Source organism: Longibaculum muris (assembly GCF_004343035.1).
GTDB lineage: Bacteria > Bacillota_I > Bacilli_A > Erysipelotrichales > Coprobacillaceae > Longibaculum > Longibaculum muris.
Genome location: NZ_SMCQ01000001.1, coordinates 404,530 through 424,391, shown reverse-complemented (window position 1 = coordinate 424,391; position 19,862 = coordinate 404,530). Strand labels below are relative to the sequence as shown.

At 32.0% G+C, this 19,862-nt stretch carries 20 protein-coding genes and 1 riboswitch; of the genes, 4 read left to right on the top strand and 16 right to left on the bottom strand.

Translation table 11 applies throughout. The features are described from left to right. Positions 1–89: 89 nt before the first annotated feature. Positions 90–1,040, top strand: coding sequence for an L-lactate dehydrogenase (locus EDD60_RS02025; RefSeq protein WP_066444711.1), 951 nt, complete (start codon positions 90–92; stop codon positions 1,038–1,040). 48 nt (positions 1,041–1,088) lie between these two features. On the opposite strand, the gene EDD60_RS02020 is transcribed toward EDD60_RS02025, so the two are convergent. The 4 genes from EDD60_RS02020 to EDD60_RS02005 all read right to left on the bottom strand — a co-directional run bounded on the left by EDD60_RS02020 (position 1,089) and on the right by EDD60_RS02005 (position 3,328). Further along, positions 1,089–1,724 carry a lysoplasmalogenase family protein gene (locus EDD60_RS02020; protein ID WP_066444714.1) on the bottom strand — a complete coding sequence of 212 codons (636 nt, stop codon included), beginning with the start codon at positions 1,722–1,724 and terminating at the stop codon, positions 1,089–1,091. A gap of 16 nt (positions 1,725–1,740) precedes the next feature. Further along, positions 1,741–2,433 (bottom strand): LrgB family protein, encoded by a 693-nt coding sequence (locus EDD60_RS02015; protein WP_066444721.1) that lies wholly within the window; start codon positions 2,431–2,433, stop codon positions 1,741–1,743. Beyond that, positions 2,426–2,785, bottom strand: a complete 360-nt coding sequence (locus EDD60_RS02010) for a CidA/LrgA family protein (RefSeq protein ID WP_066444725.1) — start codon at positions 2,783–2,785, stop codon at positions 2,426–2,428. The genes EDD60_RS02015 and EDD60_RS02010 overlap by 8 nt, the downstream gene beginning before the upstream one ends. 87 nt (positions 2,786–2,872) lie before the next feature. Beyond that, complete coding sequence (locus tag EDD60_RS02005; protein WP_132226186.1) at positions 2,873–3,328, bottom strand: hypothetical protein; 456 nt, start codon at positions 3,326–3,328, stop codon at positions 2,873–2,875. A 102-nt stretch (positions 3,329–3,430) separates the two neighbouring features. Here EDD60_RS02005 and EDD60_RS02000 point away from each other — a divergent pair, with 102 nt between their 5' ends. After that, a complete protein-coding gene (locus EDD60_RS02000) occupies positions 3,431–3,994 on the top strand; it encodes a 3'-5' exonuclease (protein WP_066444729.1) in 564 nt (187 codons plus the stop codon). Positions 3,995–4,028: 34 nt separating this feature from the next. Here EDD60_RS02000 and EDD60_RS01995 read toward each other — a convergent pair whose 3' ends face one another. Further along, positions 4,029–5,516 carry a Na+/H+ antiporter NhaC family protein gene (locus tag EDD60_RS01995; RefSeq protein WP_066444731.1) on the bottom strand — a complete coding sequence of 496 codons (1,488 nt, stop codon included), beginning with the start codon at positions 5,514–5,516 and terminating at the stop codon, positions 4,029–4,031. Positions 5,517–5,597: 81 nt separating this feature from the next. Continuing rightward, a riboswitch (Lysine riboswitch) is annotated at positions 5,598–5,765 on the bottom strand. Between the two features lie 98 nt (positions 5,766–5,863). On the opposite strand from EDD60_RS01995, the gene EDD60_RS01990 reads away from it, so the two are divergent. Continuing rightward, positions 5,864–6,310, top strand: coding sequence for a FeoB small GTPase domain-containing protein (locus tag EDD60_RS01990; protein ID WP_066444733.1), 447 nt, complete (start codon positions 5,864–5,866; stop codon positions 6,308–6,310). Between the two features lie 10 nt (positions 6,311–6,320). Here the strand turns inward: EDD60_RS01990 and EDD60_RS01985 are convergent, their stop codons facing one another. Together EDD60_RS01985 and EDD60_RS01980 are read right to left on the bottom strand one after the other, a co-directional pair. After that, a complete protein-coding gene (locus tag EDD60_RS01985; RefSeq protein WP_066444740.1) occupies positions 6,321–7,361 on the bottom strand; it encodes a ribonucleotide-diphosphate reductase subunit beta in 1,041 nt (346 codons plus the stop codon). 9 nt (positions 7,362–7,370) lie between these two features. Then, positions 7,371–9,878 carry a ribonucleoside-diphosphate reductase subunit alpha gene (locus EDD60_RS01980; protein WP_066444742.1) on the bottom strand — a complete coding sequence of 836 codons (2,508 nt, stop codon included), beginning with the start codon at positions 9,876–9,878 and terminating at the stop codon, positions 7,371–7,373. Between the two features lie 169 nt (positions 9,879–10,047). On the opposite strand from EDD60_RS01980, the gene EDD60_RS01975 reads away from it, so the two are divergent. Then, a complete protein-coding gene (locus tag EDD60_RS01975) occupies positions 10,048–10,629 on the top strand; it encodes a DUF3800 domain-containing protein (protein ID WP_066444752.1) in 582 nt (193 codons plus the stop codon). Positions 10,630–10,886: 257 nt separating this feature from the next. Here the strand turns inward: EDD60_RS01975 and EDD60_RS01970 are convergent, their stop codons facing one another. From EDD60_RS01970 to EDD60_RS01930, 9 genes are read right to left on the bottom strand one after another with little or no spacing between them, the layout of a single operon-like run. After that, complete coding sequence (locus EDD60_RS01970; protein ID WP_066444754.1) at positions 10,887–11,489, bottom strand: nucleotidyltransferase family protein; 603 nt, start codon at positions 11,487–11,489, stop codon at positions 10,887–10,889. Then, the gene (locus EDD60_RS01965) at positions 11,486–13,777 is read right to left on the bottom strand and encodes a xanthine dehydrogenase family protein molybdopterin-binding subunit (protein ID WP_066444757.1); all 2,292 of its coding nucleotides are present in this window, start codon (positions 13,775–13,777) and stop codon (positions 11,486–11,488) included. The genes EDD60_RS01970 and EDD60_RS01965 overlap by 4 nt, the downstream gene beginning before the upstream one ends. Next, positions 13,774–14,250 (bottom strand): (2Fe-2S)-binding protein, encoded by a 477-nt coding sequence (locus EDD60_RS01960; RefSeq protein WP_066444759.1) that lies wholly within the window; start codon positions 14,248–14,250, stop codon positions 13,774–13,776. Before EDD60_RS01960 ends, EDD60_RS01965 begins: the two co-directional genes overlap by 4 nt. Further along, positions 14,240–15,043 carry an FAD binding domain-containing protein gene (locus tag EDD60_RS01955; RefSeq protein ID WP_066444762.1) on the bottom strand — a complete coding sequence of 268 codons (804 nt, stop codon included), beginning with the start codon at positions 15,041–15,043 and terminating at the stop codon, positions 14,240–14,242. The genes EDD60_RS01960 and EDD60_RS01955 overlap by 11 nt, the downstream gene beginning before the upstream one ends. Positions 15,044–15,058: 15 nt before the next feature. Then, the gene (locus EDD60_RS01950) at positions 15,059–16,471 is read right to left on the bottom strand and encodes a uracil-xanthine permease family protein (protein ID WP_066444763.1); all 1,413 of its coding nucleotides are present in this window, start codon (positions 16,469–16,471) and stop codon (positions 15,059–15,061) included. 16 nt (positions 16,472–16,487) lie between these two features. Further along, complete coding sequence (locus EDD60_RS01945; RefSeq protein WP_066444772.1) at positions 16,488–17,261, bottom strand: ABC transporter ATP-binding protein; 774 nt, start codon at positions 17,259–17,261, stop codon at positions 16,488–16,490. Beyond that, positions 17,258–18,253, bottom strand: coding sequence for a FecCD family ABC transporter permease (locus EDD60_RS01940; RefSeq protein WP_243646604.1), 996 nt, complete (start codon positions 18,251–18,253; stop codon positions 17,258–17,260). The genes EDD60_RS01945 and EDD60_RS01940 overlap by 4 nt, the downstream gene beginning before the upstream one ends. Continuing rightward, on the bottom strand, positions 18,250–19,266 hold the full coding sequence (locus EDD60_RS01935) for an ABC transporter substrate-binding protein (RefSeq protein ID WP_066444774.1): 1,017 nt from the start codon (positions 19,264–19,266) through the stop codon (positions 18,250–18,252). Before EDD60_RS01935 ends, EDD60_RS01940 begins: the two co-directional genes overlap by 4 nt. After that, positions 19,263–19,778 (bottom strand): nucleoside-triphosphatase, encoded by a 516-nt coding sequence (locus EDD60_RS01930; protein WP_066444776.1) that lies wholly within the window; start codon positions 19,776–19,778, stop codon positions 19,263–19,265. The genes EDD60_RS01935 and EDD60_RS01930 overlap by 4 nt, the downstream gene beginning before the upstream one ends. Positions 19,779–19,862: the final 84 nt, after the last annotated feature.

Below are 19,862 nucleotides of genomic sequence, written 5' to 3'. Positions count from 1 at the left end.
AACATCATCAATGCGATGATGTTTTCTTTGCATAAATGTATTTGAATCAATGAAATCATGGTATAATATCTGCAAAGGAGAAATGATATATGAATATACAAAAAAGTAAAGTTGTGATTGTTGGTGCTGGAAATGTAGGTGTTAGTACAGCCTTTTGTTTAATCAATCAAGGTTTGTGTGATGAGATTGCTTTAATTGATTTAAATCAAGAAAAAGCTTTTGGTGAGGTTTTGGACCTTTCTCAAAGTATCGAATATATGAATCGTAATACCAAAATTAAATTAGGGACTTATGATGATTGTCAAGATGCGAATATTGTTATTATTACAGCAAGTGTTCCAGTTCATGATGCTGGTAATGATCGTTTAAAAATGTTAGAACCTACTAAAAAAGTCATGAAAACGATTGTTCAACAAATCATGGGTAGCGGTTTTGATGGACATATCATTATTGTTTCTAATCCTGTTGATATTATGAGCTATTACGTTTATAAGATTTCAGGATTACCGGCAAGTCAAGTTATTGGGAGTGGTACAACGCTTGATACAGCCCGTTTAAAATATTTTATTGCTCAAAAAATCCAGGTTGATCCTCGTAGTGTTCATGCTTTGGTCATTGGTGAACATGGTGATAGTGAAATGATTCCTTGGTCAACTGTTCGTATCGGAGGTAAAGATATTTATAGTGTTGTTAAAGATAATGCAGATCGTATTGGTGAAAATCCTTATGATGAAATGAAAAAGGATACTATTCAGGCTGGTTGGGAAATTTTCAATCGTAAAGGTAATACATGTTATGGAATTGCTTCTAGCACTGTTGGTATTGTTAAAACTATTTTGCACAATGAAAATAAAATTCTTCCTGTTTCAACATTGCTTCAAGGTCAATATGGTCAAGATCAGCTTTATATCAGTGTCCCTGCAATTATTGATAAAAGTGGTGTAAGAGAAATTGTAGAACTGCATATGACAGATGAAGAAATGCAGGAATTTCAAAAATCATGTGATCATTTAAAATCTTTCTATGATTGTTTAGATTAGAAAAAAAGATTTAATTGTATTGACATAATCAGTACTTTTAAATCTTTTTTATAATATTAAACTATATGCGATTAAAAACAATCCTGTATAATATGTTAATAAATTCAAAAAACCTAAGATATTTTTATATGGACATTCATAAAATTTATAAAACAATAAAATAAAATCAGAAAGAAAATAAAGGATAAACCCTATCATGATTATCAAAAACATATTTGTTTGAAATAATAAATAAAGCATAATGCTTTTAGACATCACCCAAGCAATGATAAAACAATAAATCATAACTGGTTTTTCTAATTGACCATAATCCATATGTGGTAAATAAGCTAGACTCATTAAAATTATCATTGCAAAGGCTGGAAGAATCAATTCTTCTATTCTTAATGATTGTAGACGATAAAAACTGATTAAAAAACAAAGATTAGCCATTAAAAAAACAATCAATCCATATAAAAAATGATTTTTAAACTTGGTTGCCAAAATAATATCACCTAACATACAACCTATCAATCCTGGAAGTAATATATTTAAAAAGTCCATTTTGTTGGTTGAAATTGCACTATAAATGGCAATCCCAACAAAGGCTAAGCTATTTAAGGCTTTAAAAATGACATAATGTTGACGGTTTCGTGTATATATCATAAAAAGAAATAAAATGATATAGATTCCAATAATAAGCATGTGATTCCTCCATTCATTAAAGAAAGCTTACAAGTACAGGGGCAATTAAAACTGTCAGGATTCCTGCTATTACAATTGATAAACTACTCATTGCTCCTTCAATCTCTCCAAATTCAATAGCCTTTGCAGTTCCAATTGCATGCGCACTATTGCCAAGTGCTAAACCAATTGCGACAGGATGTGTAATATGAAAAAGACGACAAATTGTTTTGGCTATCATAGCACCAAAGATTCCAGTAATAATTACCATACCAACTGTGATAGTCGCATTTCCCCCAATTAGATTTGAAACCCCAATTGCTATGGCGGTAGTGATTGATTTAGGAAGTAAAGAAAATAATAAAATGTCATCTGCTTTTAAAAGGATGCATAAAAAAATAATACTTATCATCCCAGCTAAACAGCCAGCCAGTAGACTGACAACAATTGCAGTAAAATGTTTCTTCAAGATTTGACTTTGTTTATAAAGTGGTACTGCTAAACAGACTGTCGAAGGAGTTAATAAGAAAGTAATCATTTGAGCTCCTTGATTATATGTTTCAAAATCAATATCAAATATCATTAAGACAGTTATTGAAATGATTGCACTCATCAAAAGTGGATTAAACAATGGATAAGGAAGCTTTTTTCTTATTTGCACAGCTATCCAATATGACAATAAACTTAACACAATCCCAAAATACATTGTTTCTATAAATATTTTATCCATGTTTCTTTTCCTTCCTTTCAATCATATATTGTGCAACTTTTCCAGTCGTTACCATAACAACAATAGTACTTATAACAAGGACAACTCCAATAATTAAAACATTGGCTAATAAATCCTCCCCAACATTCATTAAACTCACTGCTGATGGCACAAATAAAACTGGCATTATTAAAATCAACCAATCAGCCACATCTTCAATATGATGTAATTGAATCATATTCGTAAATAGTCCAAATAAAAGAATCAATAACCCATATACACTTGCCGGTATCGGTAAAGGTAATAAAATGTTAAGTAGCTCACCTATAAAAGAAATAAGCATAATAATTAAAAATTGATGTATGTATTTCATAATCATCCCCCATTACAAGTTCATCATTATAACATTATTCTCACCTTATTCATATATTTTATAAAAGAAAAAAGAGTTTTCACTCTTTTAACGTATGACTTCAGTTTTTAATTGATCGCTCTCTAAAGCAAATATTTCATCTTCACTAACTTCTTGTAATAACTTTAATTCATAACCATGAGTATGAATAACCCATTCATGATCAATGATTTTTGTTGTACTTTCATGTACATCTTCATAAACAACACCATTCAACCCAAATAAATATGCCTTATTCTTACTAAGTTTTGAGGCTACAGATGATTTTATTTTCATCATAAATGGTTCACTTTGATAAAAAGAAACAACAATATTCTTATATTCTTGATCATGTTGATAATCATCAAGTAAATCATAAACATATAAAACAACCTTACCACTTACTTTAATATCAACCATTGTCTGTTCACTTTTTAATGTTGCCTTTTCATTATGCGTATTTGAACATCCAGCCGTCAACAACATCATAAGTAACATAAAAATAATTCCCTTTTTCAATTTCATCCCTCCTACCTATACAATAACAAAAATATATGGAAAAATAATGAAAACAATTGATTTTTTGAAATATATCTTATTTAATAGAAGAAGAAAGAAGTTGAGAAGATGGAAACAAGTTATAGAAAACCACGTAAACGTGGTCGATATGTGAAAAAGATTGTTGATGATTATTGTGTTGTCGATATTGAAACAACGGGATTATCTTGGCAAAGGGATCAAATTATTGAAATAGGGATTGTCAAAGTTCGTCAAGGGCATATTTTTGATCAATATGTTCAACTTATTGATCCACATAAAGACATTAGTCATTTTATTACACAATTAACAGGTATAGATAATGACATGGTTTTTGGAATGCCTGAATTACGTGATATTATTGATGAAGTTTTGGACTTTATTGGAGATGATATTATCATTGGTCATAATACAGCTTTTGATTTAAGTTTTATTGCTAATCATTTTGGTCAAGATATTGAAAATGAATATATGGATACTTTACAATTTTCTAGAAAAGTTTATCCCCACTTGCCTCATCATAGATTGACAGATATGGTGGAATTGCTTGGATTATCTAACAATGAGCATAGAGCTTTAGCAGATTGTATTGCAACTCATGAACTCTATGAACATTTAAAACAACATATTTTACAAAATCAAATTCCACTTTAAAATCCTATGGCAATATGTCATAGGATTTTTTTTATTAAGCATATTTTCTTTTCAAAAAGAATACAATCAATAATAGAGAGCAAACCCCTGCAAGAAATGTCAAAATAACATTTTGCGTAAGTCCTGCTACGATATAGCCAATCACACAAGCTATTCCAACAATTAATGCATAAGGAAGTTGCGTTGAGACATGATTAATATGATGACACTGTGCCCCAGCTGAAGCCATGATTGTTGTATCAGAAATGGGTGAAATATGATCACCACAAACTGCTCCAGCTAAAATAGATGAAATCGCAATGACTAACATGATATCACCTTCACTAAAAATAGCTGTGACAATTGGAATTAAGATACCAAAAGTTCCCCATGATGTTCCTGTCGCAAAAGCCAATCCAGCACCAATCACAAATAAACATGCTGGTAATATAGCAAGGGCTATATGCGTATTTTCTAAAAATGTTGCAACAAATAAACCTGCTTGTAAGTGAGTAGAAACAATATCTCCTAAAGTCCATGCAAGAGCTAGAATTGTCATAGCTGGAACCATCATTTTAAAACCTGTAGGAATACACTCAGCATATTCTCTATAAGATATGATTTTTCTAGGGATATACAAACAAAATGTAAAAATCAATGTAAAGAATGAACCTAATACCAAACCTAATGAAGCATCACAATTGGTAAATGCTTCAATAAAAGAAACACCTTCAAAAAAGCCTCCAGTATAAACCATACAAGTAATACAGCTGATGATTAAAAAGAGAACTGGTAAAATCAAATCCATGACTTGTCCTTTATCTGAGCATTCAATCTCTTGTCCTTTTTGATATTCATCATTACCATGATGAACATCACCATTTCTCGCTGATATTTCATGATCCTTCATACCACTTATATCCAATTCAAAATAAATCACACATAAAACCATAACAATCGTTAATAAGGCATAAAGATTGAACGGAATGGTTTGTAAAAACAATGTAAAGCCATCCCCACTTGTATAGCCACTGACGGCTGCTGCCCAACTCGATATAGGTGCAATGATACAAATTGGTGCAGCTGTACTATCAATGATATAAGCCAGTTTAGCACGTGATATTTTAAATTCATCGCAAACTTCACGCATAACACTTCCTACTGTTAAACAGTTGAAATAATCATCAACAAAAATCAATACTCCTAATCCAAATGTTGAAAGTAAGGCCCCTTTTTTATTCTTAATCTTTTGATGAGCCCATTTTCCATAAGCACGACTCCCTCCTGCTCTGGTCATTAAAGCAACAATCGTTCCTAGAAATACCAAAAAAATCAAAATACCAATATTCCAAGTATCAGATAAATTTGTCATCATCGTTTCAAAAACAGTTGTTGTGGCTTTGATAAAATGGAAATCACTTAACAATAAAGCCCCAGCAAAAATTCCAATAAATAAAGAAATATACACTTCCTTTGTTTTCAATGCAATGACAATCGCAATAATAGCTGGCAATATTGCCCATATTGTACCTACAAAATTCATTATAATCCTCCTTTGTCATCTATCTATAAATGGCAAAAGAAAAGCTTTGATTGGAAATCAATCAAAGCGCATAGTTACTCACACTTAGATAGCTCTCCACTGACGTGACAGTCCATTATATATTCTATAATGACCCAGCATAATGATGATTGGTGTCATCACTACACTTCGGCAAATTGCCCTTTTCATTATCACTGTCACCAAACATTGTGATAATGTACTCATGCTTTTTGCACCTCTACCATTTATAAGACTGTTTTAGTGTACAAACATTTTTGTTGTTTGTCAACTTATTTTTAATCAATTTGAAAGGTTGATTTCTATGTATCTCTCACAAGGTGATTACCTTGAATCCTCATGAACACCACTGTCAAGTTATTGCGATTGTTGGATATCCTCAAACAGGTAAAAAAACAATCATTCATTACTTATCTTCACTTCATCCCCAAGATCAATTCATCCCTTTTCATGTCACACCCGATAATTACAATAACATCGCAAAAATGATATCTTCATTTCATTGTCATCAGATTGTTATTGTTTGTTATGCCGGTCAATTCAAAAGAGATTTAAAACTCTTTACTCATATTCACCCTTACTTCCAAAATATTATTGTTTGTTTAAACTTTATGGATCAAGCCTATCTTCAACAAATAGATATTCCACTTTATCCATTGGCTCAGTTTCTTCAAGTTCCACTTATCACAACAATTGCTCATCAACATAAAGGTTTATCTTTACTTGAATTTTGTTTATATCATAGAAAAAGACCAACTATTGAGAAATCTCAATAATTGGCATTTTTTATAAATCATCTTCAATCGCACTTGATTTGGCATAAGCGGTTGATTTGGCTTCAAAAAAGTCTGTTTTGATATCATTAGCGTTGCTATAAAGGCTTACCCATTTCATTGATTCAGGTTCTTCACGATAACCATCATATAATGGTTCAAAATGCAATGAAGTGGCACGTAAATTACCAAGATAATGAATATAATCACTGACCATGTTCATTGTTAAGCCTTCAATACGATCACCTAAAACATATTGACCCCAAGCAATTTCTTCTTCAACACCACGTTTTAACATTGAGCGATAAACTTCAATTTTATCTGGCGTAAATAAATCAGGTTCTTCTTTTTGTAATTCTAAAATCATATTTCTAAATAACCAAAGATGGGTATTTTCATCACGGTTAATATAACGAATTTCTTGGGCAGAACCAGGCATTTTTCCCATTCGGCCTAAATTATAGAAAAACATGAAACCAGAATAGAAATAAATACCTTCTAAAATATAATTAGCCATAATCGTTTTCATCAAATGGAAACTGTCACGATTTTCTAAAAAGGCATTATATTGTTCGCCAATAAATTGATTTCTTTTCAAAAGATGTTCATCATATTTCCATTGATACAAGATTTCATCTCTTTTTACTGGTGAACATATTGAATCAAGCATATAGCTATAACTTTGTGAATGAACAGCTTCTTGAAAAGCTTGAATCGTTAAACACAGATTAATTTCATTAGCTGTAATATATTCTCCCACATGAGGAAGATTCGCGGTTTGTAGAGAATCCAAGAAAACCAGAAAGGAAAGAATTTTATCATAAGCAACTCTTTCTTCATCTTTTAGTAAACGATAATCTTTCATATCCTGAGTTAAATTAATTTCTTCTGGAATCCAAAAATTATTCATGGCTTGTCGATACCAATCACTGACCCATTGATATTTCATATTATTAAAATCATTAAGATTTGTTGTATTTCCATTAATCATTCTACGCATTCTCACATCCGTATCACCGGATGCATTAAATAAAGCTTTTTGTTTTAATTCCATAATTTCCTCCTATGCACTGCATGATTCACATTCATCAACTTCTAAAGATTGACTTCTCACATAATATAATGTTTTCATTCCAAGTTGCCATGATAAGATATATAAATCAAGTAACTTTCTAAAAGTAAATTCATTGGTTATGTAGAGATTGACTGATTGAGATTGATCAATGTGTCTTTGACGAATAGCAGCAGCTTTGATCACCCAAGTTTGATCAATATAATGCGCATTTTTATAAAGCCAAAATGTTTTCATATCTAAATCAGGAGCGACTCTTGTAATCATGCTTCCCTTTTTTTCTTCTAAGAAAAACTTTTTCATAATAGGATCAACAGCAGCCGTTGTCCCAGCGATAATGGATGTTGAACTGGTTGGAGCAATCGCTAATAAATAACCATTTCTTAATCCATTGTTTGCTATCTTTGATTGAAGTTCTTGCCATTTTTGATGAGTATAATGACGCTTTTTAAAATATTGACCATTTTGGAAATCACTTCCCTGAAAATAAGCATAACTTCCTTTTTCTTGAGCTAAGTCACATGAAGCTTCTAAAGTCATATAATTGATTTTTTCATAGAGCTCATCAACAAATTGTAAATGTTCCTCACTTTCAAAAGACATACCAAGTTTCACTAACATATGATGATATCCACTTGTACCAAGTCCAATAGGACGATACTTTTGATTTGTGACTTTAGCAAAAGGAATTGGATAATAATTTAAATCAATCACATTATCAAGTGCTCTCACAACAACTTGAATAATATGTCTTAATTCTTCATCATTTCTAACATCAATATGCCCTAATGTTAATGAAGCAAGATTACAAACAACAAAATCACCTGGTTTCGTTTTTTCAACAATAATTGTTTCTCCATCTACTTGAACTTCTTCATAAGGTAAAATATCCATAGCACTCATATTTTGAGCAATCTCACTACAAAGATTACTACAATAAATCATTCCTTGATGAGGATTAGGATTCATTTCATTGACATGATCACGATGAAAAGTAAATGGTGTTCCTGTTTCAACTAAAGATTTGATAATCAAACGAACAATTTCTTTGACTGACATCACACGTTTAGAAATACGTTCATCATCAACACATTCATAATACTTTCTTTCCCATTCTTCCCCATAACAATCCTCTAAAAAGTACCCTTTGACTTCATGAATTTCATGTGGACACATCATATACCAAGGTGCATCTAAATCGTTTTTAGCCAATTTCCAAAACAAGTCTGGATAACAAACACCAGGAAAAATATCATGTGCCTTCATACGGTCATCTCCATTATTGGTACGGAGCTGTAAAAATTCTGGTAAGTCCTTATGCCATGCATCCAAATAAACCGCTGCTGCCCCTTGACGAACACCTAATTGATCCACAGCTGTTGCCGTATCATTTACAAGTTTTATCCAGCGAATGACACCACCAGCAGCCCCTTTGAAACCACGAATACTGCTGCCATTGGCACGTACTTTTCCAAAATATAAGCCCATACCTCCACCATGTTTAGAAACCTTCGCAAAGTTATCTATACTCTTATAAATTCCAGCTAAAGAATCATCAACAGTATCAATAAAGCAAGAACTCATTTGATGAAATGGTTTTCTTGCATTAGACATTGTTGGAGTTGCCATAGTCACTTTCAATGTACTTAAAATATCATAGATTTCCTTTGCCCATTTGACACGCTCTTGTTCTGGTATAGCCAAGTGCATAGCAATCCCCATAAACATTTCCTGAGGTTTTTCTAAAATTTCACGTTCATGATTTTGAATAAGATATCGTTTCATAACCAATTCCAAACCACTATATGTAAATAATTCATTTCTTTCTTCTTTGATATAAGAACTTAATTCATCAATATCTGCTTTTGTATAATTTTCTAAAATATAACGACCATAATACCCTTCGTTTGTTAAATACTTTATTTTTTCATAAAATGAAGATATGTTTAACTGTTGCATTTTTTCTTTTATTGTCTTATGAATTTGATAATTTAAAAAACGGGCTGATATCATTTCCCATTTTGGTGCATCTTTACTAATTAACTCAACACTCGCTTTGATTAACATTTGAAAAGCTTCTTTTTGATTCATATTGTTTTTATAAAAAGTTTTCAATTTAATCAAAAGAAACTTTAATGAATATTCATCTTGTGGATAATCTTTTTGAATATTTTCAAAAAGTTCTATCAATTCCTTATCATTCAATATTTCTATCAAGTCCCAAATCACTGCACGATTTTCACTATGTTTTTGACGATATAAGATATATGCTTTTGCCACTTGATGATATCCATATTTCATTAAAGTTTCTTCTACAACATCTTGTATCTTTTCTACTGACATCTTTTCATAAACTTGTTTTTCAACATCATAAACTAATTCGTTTAACTGTCCTTCATCAATTTGAACTTGTAAACTTTGAAAAGCTTTTTGTATAGCTGATTTAATTTTATAAGCATCATAGTCTTGATAAAGACCATTGCGTTTTTGTATTAACATTTCTTTCACATCCTTTATGCCATTCTAGCATATCTTAAAAACAGTCTGCCACTTATATGCTTGAAATAAACATGTTTTATATTTTATAACAAATATAACAAAGAGCATTAAACATGTATGAATAAAAGAAAAATTATTATATAATGAGTCCACAGGATGGTGAATACGAATGATACTTTATATCGATGAAACTGAATCAGATGACTATTTTATAGTTGCAGGATTGTTAACTTCTTCTAAAGCAGCAACAAATCTGACATACAAACATTTTAAAAAGAAACTAAGATCAATGAAGATATCTGACAAAGAAAAACAAAGAATTTTTTATGAATTTAAAGCGGTTCTTCTTGATAGACATTATCAAAGAATTAAGATAAAGATGTTAGAGGAATTACAACAACTAGATCATAAAATTATTTATACAGCATATTGTAAAAAAGATAATATTTTTAATCAAAAAGAGAAAGAAAAACAATACATTAAAATGTTAAATAAAATTGTTCATTTTATAAAAAATGATGTAGATATTATTTTTGACAGTTTCAATAAATGTGATTTCGAAAATAGAATTATTACTGAAATCAGTTTACATAATCATGTTTTATCAATATGTTCCAAAGAATCATTTGCTGAGGAGGGATTACAGTTTATTGATAATATTTGTAGTTGTATCCGTTTATATAAGTCAAATCTAAATAAAGATTTTTATCAAATGATTGAAACAAATATTATCGAACTTGAGCATTCATAAAATGAAATCTTGTTCTATTTTTAATACATATCTTTATTTTTACAAAAACACTGAAAAAGTATTGATTTAATTGACTTTATTTCTAAATAGTGGTATATTTTTAGTAGAAAAAAGATATACTTTTTATGGATATGGATTTCTGGCTTCTTGTAGCTGGATGTGCAGATTGATGCGGGTCCATATCCTTTTTATATATAAATGATTCATATATTTTCGTTTCAAATCAATAGCATTATAAAAAGAAGTTCAAACACTATTCAATAGTGAGAACTTCTTTTTTCTATATCTTCTTTTGTATCAATATCGAGCAACTCCAATTCATCTTCAACTTTCACTTTTAAACATGCATTTTGATAACGATTGATAATCTTTCGACCACCTTCATCGTTTTTTAAAGACATCAATTCATTATAAAATTGACAATGAAACAAAGTTGGATTTCCAACTTTTTCTTGGTAAGCTAAAGTTGAAAGTATAGCTTTTTGTAAAAGTGTTTCATCAATAAGTCTTTGAATTGTTGATGCTTTTATATATGGTTGATCAGCCACTAGAAAAAGAAAATAAGCATCTTTTTCTTGATTATACTTTTTGATTCCAGCTTGAATAGAATAGGCTATACCTAAATGACTTTTTGGACTCTTAATAACATAAAGTCGAGGATAATTAAATTGCTTTATATCAAATATAATTTCTGGATATTGTGTAACAACATCTAAAGTATAATTATCATTGGATAAAAGTTTTAACAATTGATTAAATCCATAACGATATAACGGTTGCCCTTGATAGTTATAGAGCAATTTATTATCTTGAAAGCGACGGCTATTTCCCGCCGCTAAATAAATCATATGAATTTTCATTCTTCACACAAACTCATCGCGATTTTTTCTGGTGTCATTGGTAAATCTCTTAACCAAACACCAGTTGCATTATAAATAGCATGTGCAATGGCAGGAGAAGGCGTATTAATAACAATTTCACCAATTGATTTTGCTCCAAATGGACCAGTTTCTTCATAACTGCTTTCAAACTCAACTCTTAATTTTCCAATATCTAAACGGGTTGGAATTTTATATTGCATAAATGAATTTTCAGCAATAGCTCCCTTATCATTGTATTGAACATTTTCATAAAGTGCCATACCAATTCCTTGAACAATTCCACCTTCTGTTTGTACACGAGCTAAATTTGGATTAACCACAGTTCCACAATCAACAACTGCAACATAATCTAAAATATCAACTTGACCGGTTTCTTTATCTAGCTCAATTTCAACCATACCAACCATAAACGGTGGTGGTGAAACTGGTGAAGAATGAGTCACTGTAACTTGTGTTGCTATTGTGTTTCCACACATTGATTGTGTCGCAATATCATGAAGTGTCACTTGTTTATGATTACTTAAACATGTGACAACTTTTCCATCAAACTCTACATCATCATTTGAACATTCAAGCATTTGTGCAGCAATCATACATATATTTTCTTTTAATTGACAACATGCCTTTTCTACAGCTTTTCCTGTGACATAAGTTGTACTTGAAGCATAAGACCCAGAATCATAAGGTGATGCATCACTATCAGCTCCAAAAACAATGATATCATCAACTTGACATTCTAAACATTCAGCTGCCATTTGCGCTAAAATCGTATCACAACCTGTTCCCATATCAGCAGCACCAATAGATAATGCATAGAAACCATCATCATTTAATTTAATAGTAGCAGACCCAACATCAACTCCAGAAATTCCTGAACCTTGCATTGCCATTGCTACCCCAGCAGCGCGCACTTTACCATTTGGCATCACACGAACTTTTGATTTATCTTGCCAATTGAATAATTTTTTTGCATGTTCCATACAACGATTTAATGCACAACTCTTTGTCATTTCGTTATAATAAGCACTCATGACTTGTCCTTCTTGAACCATGTTTTTTTCACGAATTGCCACAGCATCGATACCTAAACGAGCAGCTAATTCATTTACTGCGGATTCAACCGCAAAGATTCCTTGCGTTGCTCCATATCCACGATAAGCCCCAGCAGCTTGAACATTGGTATAAACAACATCATAAGCAAAGCGAAAAGCTTCTAAATGGTTGTTATATAAAGGAATTGATTTATGACCAGATAATCCAACTGTTGTTGGCCCATGTTCACCAAAAGCTCCAGTATTCGATAATGTATAAACATCTATCGCACGAATCGTACCGTCTTTCATTGCGCCAACTTTCACAGTGATTTCCATTTCATGACGTGGCGATCCAGCAATTTGACATTCTGTACGTGAATAAATCATTTTTGATGGCTTCTTTGTCATCCATGTCACAAAGGCTGGATAAACTTCGGCAACAACTGTTTGTTTTGCTCCAAAACCACCACCAATTCTTGGCTTTTCAACATGAATCAATGATTTTGAAATATTTAATGCATGTGCTAAAATACGACGAACATGGAAAACAATCTGTGTTGAACTAATAACATGTAAACGACCAAAAGGATCAATTTCACAATAAGTGCGGAAAGTTTCCATCATGGCTTGTTGATTTGCACGCGTATGATAAGTTCTTTCAACCACTTCATCACAACTTGCCAATACAGCATCAACATCTCCATCTTGGTTATATTCACTTGCACAAAGATTTCTTTGATTATCTGCTCCGACAGGACACAGTGCTTTCCAATTATCTTCTGGATGGACTAAAACCGGATGATCTTTAGCTTGATGAAAATCCAAAACAGCTTCTAAAACTTGATATTTAACCTTAATTAATTTCATCGCTTGATCAACTGATTTTTCATCTGCCCCAGCTACAATCGCAACTGCATCACCAACAAAACGAACGCGTTGATCTAAAATCAAACGGTCATAAGGACTCGGTTCGGGATATGTTTGTCCCGCCATTGTAAAACGATTTTGAGGAACATCATGATATGTATAAATAGCTTCAATCCCTGCAACTTTTTGAGCATCACTCACATCAATATCTTCAATCATTGCATGTGCATGAGGCGAACGTAAAACTTTCACAACCAAACAATTTTGTGGTGTTATATCATCTACATATGCTGGCTTTCCTAATAAAAGATTCATGGCATCTTTTTTACGAACAGGTTGATTAACTTTTTGGAGGGTTTCTTTCATGATAAATCCTCCTTTCCACTTCTTTTTAAATAAGCAATATAATTTTTAATTCCTCGTAATTGTCCTTCATATCCTGAACAGCGACATAAATTTCCTGCTAAATAATTCAAAATATCTTCATCACTTGGATCATCATTTTCTCTTAATAAAGCCATCGCATTCATCATCATACCTGGATTACAAAAACCACATTGTTCAGCCCCTTGATCAGCTATGAACTCAGCAAATCCTTGTGCTTCTTTTTGCATTCCTTCAAGCGTCACAATTTTATGTCCAGCCGCTCTAGCAGCTAAAACACTACATGATAAAATCGGTTGATCATCTTGAAACACAGTACATAAACCACAATTGCTTGTATCACAACCACGTTTGACACTTAAACAACCCTGTTGACGTAAAAAATCAATTAATAAAGTATCAGGTTCAATAGTTGAAACAATATCTTTACCATTTAAATTTATTTTAATTTCCATGATTGTGTTCCTCCCTTAATTGCCATAACGCTCTTTTAATAAGAACCTTTGTAAGATGACGACGATAATCAGCACTTCCCCTTAAATTGCTTCCTAAAGTTACTCTTTGTGCAATATCATCAGCAAATGCCAAGATACTTTCATCACTTAAAGAACTATCTAAAAGATGTTTTTCATCCAATAGTAAAGTTGCTTTTAAAGGACGTGCACCAATAACACAATAATAATCTTGATTCATTTTTGAAATGGCACATGTTAATACTGGAAAATCTGTTTGGGTATTTCTTTGAGAAAGATAAACAACTTGCATAGGTGTCTTTTTCACAATAATACGAACCAAAATATCTAAACTTGGTCGCATCTCAACAAATTCACGGATTGAAACAATTCCGCCATGATACAATTCAACATACGCATCTAAAGCTAAAAACATTGTTAAAACATCAGAAAATCCATAACGCCCAAATAAGCTTCCACCAATTGTCGCAAGGTTTCTAAATTGTACACCAACAATATGTTTTACACTTTCTTTTAAAGCATGATGGGTATATTCATTAAGTAAAGGATCTAATTCTAATTGACGAAGCGTAACCATAGCACCAATATGAATTTCATCTCCCTTATCTTCAATCTGATTTAATCCCAAATCGCATAAATCAATAGCAGTATCAACACTTCGATTTTGCATTTTCAACCAAAGCATTCCTCCAATGATCACATTACGTCGATTTTGACATAAATCATAGGCTTCTTGTAAACTTTGGACACGGACATAATTTTTGATATCTAACAAAACAATCCCGCCTTTCTATTTGACTTTTTCAATTGATTTTTCTTCAGGTAAACAGATGTTTAAAATAATCGCAACTAATGCTGCTGGGACAATTCCTGAACCACCAAAAATCATTTGCACTGCTTCAGGTAAACCAGCTAAAACTGCACTGTTAGCACCAAGCCCATAACCTAATCCTAAAGCGACTGATACGATTGTCATACGACGTGCATTTAATGGTTCTTTAGTAATTAATTGAATCCCACTCATTACAATTGATGAGAACATAATAACAGCAGCTCCACCTAACACGCTTTGAGGCATAATAGAAATTAATGCTGCTAACTTAGGAAATAAACCACATAAAATAAGGAAAATAGCTCCACATGCTAAAGCAAAGCGATTAACGATTTTTGTCATGGTAACCAAACCAACATTTTGACTAAATGATGTATTAGGTAAAACTCCAAAGACAGCAGCTAAACTTGAACCAAGACCATCACAAATAACACCACCTGATAATTCTTCATCAGTTGCTTCACGGTCCATTCCACCTTCAATAACACCAGAAATATCTCCGACTGTCTCTACCGCTGTAACAATAAACATAATTAAAACTGGTAAAATGGCACGTAAATCAAAGACTGGTGTGACTGGTAAAATCTCAGGAATCGCAAACCATTTCGCATTGGCAACTGCATCCCAGTTAATGACCCATGATTTTACAAATTCAACACCTTCACCATTGACTCCAGTTGTTGGTAAAACAAGTGCCATAATACTACAAAGTATATAACCACAAATAATACCAATTAAAATACATGAAGAACTCATCATTCCATGTGTTCCATGTTTTAAAACCAAAATAATAATTAAAACCACCAAAGCTACAAATAAATTTTCCAATGAACCATAATCCTGTGCACTACTTCCTCCACCAAAAGAAGCAACTCCTACCCCAATTAATGAAAGTCCAATGGATAAGACAACAGTTCCTGTCACAACAGCTGGGAAAAAGCGACGTAATGGTTTTAATAAGAAACCTAAAACACCTTCAAATAAACCACCAATAATAGAAGCTCCCATAATAGCTCCATAACCTAAAATTCCGCCACCCATGACTTTAGCAACACTTTGGAAAACACCGATAAATCCTGAACTTGTTCCCATAATAATTGGAACTTTACCACCGACTGGACCAATTGCAAACAATTGAATCAAAGTGACAATTCCAGCAATCAACATTGCATTTTGTAATAATGAAACTTGAATGGCAGCAAATTCACTTGCATCACTCATTGCTGCACAAGCACTTGTAATAATTAAAATTGGGGTTAAATTCCCTACAAACATGGCTAAAACATGTTGTAACCCTAATGGTATCGCTTGTTTTAAAGGAAGTTTTCCTTCAAAATCATATGGCGATGTATATTCTTGATTTTTTTTCATTGATAAATATCCTTTCTTATTTCATAAAATAATAATATTGTTGTAAATCTTGATCTTTTTTGATAATGATATCTGGATAAAGATTCTGTATTTTTAAAGTGATTTCATCACTTGTTTGTAATGAAGGAATAATTTCATCAATTATCTTTCCTTCACTCATTAATAAAATGCGATGACAATACATTAAAGCAAAGAGTGGATCATGAATAACAACCAATCCAGCTTTTTGTTGAGACATGATTGAATTTTGAATCATTTGAAAGATAAAATGACGATTATCAAAATCCAAGGCATTATCGGGTTCGTCTAATAAAAATACGGGTGTATTTTGCATAGCTAAACAGGATAATTGAACCAATTGTTTTTGACCTTCACTTAATGTTGTATAATCTTGATCTAATAAAGAGAAGATATGATAATCTTTGGCTAATGTTGTTATGGTTTGATTATCATCTTGAAAACTAAAAAAAGAAGATGAAGCATAATTTCCTAAAGCAATCATTTCACGTACCGATAATCCCTCAATCACATTGTTGCGTTGCGTCAGCATTGATAAATAACCAGCACGTTTTTTTATATTCATTTCAAAACAGTTACGTTCTTGTACTTGAACATAGCCCTTTTGAAGTGGACAATTGCCCATAATTACTTTTAATAAAGTTGATTTTCCACAACCATTACGTCCTAATATTCCAACAAGTTCTCCAGCTTTTAATGTCAAAGATACATCTTTCACAATATAGTCTTGATAACCCGCAAAAAGATGTTCTACTTTTAATAAAACACTCATAATAATTTTCCTCTTTGTTTATACATATAGAAAACAAGAACCGGTGAAGCTAAAAAGATAGTTAAGATACTTAATGGTAATTCGCCTCCAGGTATCAGACATCTTGCCAAAAGATCACCTACTAATATAAGAATAGCACCTATAAATCCACTGCAAATAAAGAACGCTCCCGTGCGTTTATGTAACAATAAATAAGCAATATGTGGAGCAATTAAGCCAACAAAGGAAATCACACCTGTTAAAGCAACAACAGAAGCGACCATCCAAGTCGTTAGTATAAAAATAAAGATTTTAAATGTTTTGGTATTGAGACCTAAATAAGTTGCATTCTCATCACCTAAAGAAAGCATGGTAATTTGTCGATGACAAAGCAAAATCAATAACATAGGAATCATCACACCGATTAAAGACATCATCATTTTTTCCAATGTCATAGAAGCTAAACTTCCCATTGTCCAAAACTCGATAGCTGCTAATTCTCCTAAAGGATCTGCCATATACTTCAATAACATGATGAAAGCATCACCCACTGATGAAATAACAATCCCCGCAAGCAGATAAGTCATAGTGCGGTGAACCCCAGTTAATTTAACTAACAACAAAACAAACCCCAGTGATAACATACCCACCACAAAAGCTCCACTCATCATTTCATAAGGAGTCCCAGCTCCTAAAACAATCGCTAAAGCCGCTCCCAAACTTGAACCTGTTGCGACACCCGTTAAATCAGGTGATGCCAAAGGATTAGAAAAAACCATTTGATAAACTGCTCCAGCAATACCTAAAGCTAATCCTGCAATCACAGCCATCATGACCCTAGAAAAACGGAGATTAAAAAAGACTTGTGATTTCATAAAATCTGTTGATTGACCAAGTAAAATATGAAAAATATCTGAAATTGATAAAGCAAAACTGCCTTTTGTTAATGAAAATAAAAAGAGAGTTATTAAAAGAAAGCATAAAATGATGACATAATGTTTTGTTTTCATCATTTTGTTATGAGGCTCTCATCAATTTCAAAGCCATAGAATGTTTGATAAAAAGATTTAACATCCTTCACAAATGTATCAAATGAATATTCCTTTGGATGCAATAAACTACTTAACCACATTGTTCCTAAGATTCCTGAAGGAACTGGTGAATCCCATTCTTCTAAACCTTTTGGCATTTGATAAATAGCCTTATTTTTTACAGCTTTTAATGAAGATAATTGTTTATCATTCATGATATCTTTTTTTGAATAATGAGCAGATGATGGGATTACAATCATATCTGGATTCATATGAAGCAAACTTTCATAAGACACTTTACTCCAATAGTTACCTGGAATATCTTTAGCAGCATTGCTCCCTCCTGCTGTTTCAATCAAAGAACTTTGATACATGGAAGCTGGTGCAGTTTCTAAATAACTAGAGTTTCCACCCATATAAATAGTCTTTTGAATATCAGGCAATTGTTTCATTTTATCCATTTGTGTTTGATAATAATTGACAAGTGATTTTGCTTTTTCTTCTTGTCCAGTTGCTTTTCCGATTAAAGTCAACATCTCAACCAATTGATCATGGGTTTCGGGATTAACAATCAAAACAGGAATTTGTAAATCTGTTAAAGCTTGTGCTTTGTCTTTTAACTTCATTGGCATTAAAACCAAATCAGGTTTTAAATTTGCAATGGCTTCAATGTTTAATTCTTTTAAACTTCCCACTTGTTTTAAGTCTAATAACTTTTCATTTGCCATTTTATAAATAGGTCGACTCTCTGCTTTCTTTTCAATTCCTACCAATCGATCACTGATTCCTAAAGATAGTGTTGCATAAGTTGTAATATAATAACAACTGACAATCTTTTGTGCTGGTTGTTTTAAATTCACTTGACGCCCAGCTTGATCTGTTAATTGAATGGCTGATGATGTTTCTTGTTTTGTAGATGTACATCCTATTAAAGACATCCCCATTGTAAGAGTAATAATAAAACATAATATCTTTTTGAAAAATCTTTGACTCATTTCATTCTCCCTTCTTTTTGTAATTGAAAAATAATGGCTTGAAATGCTTCTTCAAATGAAATTGTATTGAGATCATATAAACAACAATCTGTACGTTGTTTTATCTCATTGAGATAAGGAATTGGCTCATCTTTAATCACTGCTAAAACAGTCTTTGAACTAGATAATAAATCATGGACACAAGCAATAAAATCCTGATTATGTCTTTCAAACCTTCCCAGTTCATCCATAAGAACATAATTTTCAGACGCATAAAAAGCATTTTTTAAACATTGAACACCTAATGTTGAAAAAGTCTCAGGAATCCCTTGAATTTTTAAACCATCATAAAATGAAATAGGTTGTCTTTCTTTCGTTTTGATATCAACAAATTGATATGTCCAGCCTATTCCTACATTTTCATTTTGTATCGTTTGAAAACCAACACAGTCTAATTGTAATGTTTCTATGATGTGTTGTCGTAATGTTGATTTGCCAATATGGCGTTTTCCCGTAATCAAAATATTCATCATTTCCAACTTTCCTTAAAAAATCCCCATTTCATAAATAAAAAAACATTTTCCACTTATTTCCTCTAAGCTTTTACAAAGCGCCAC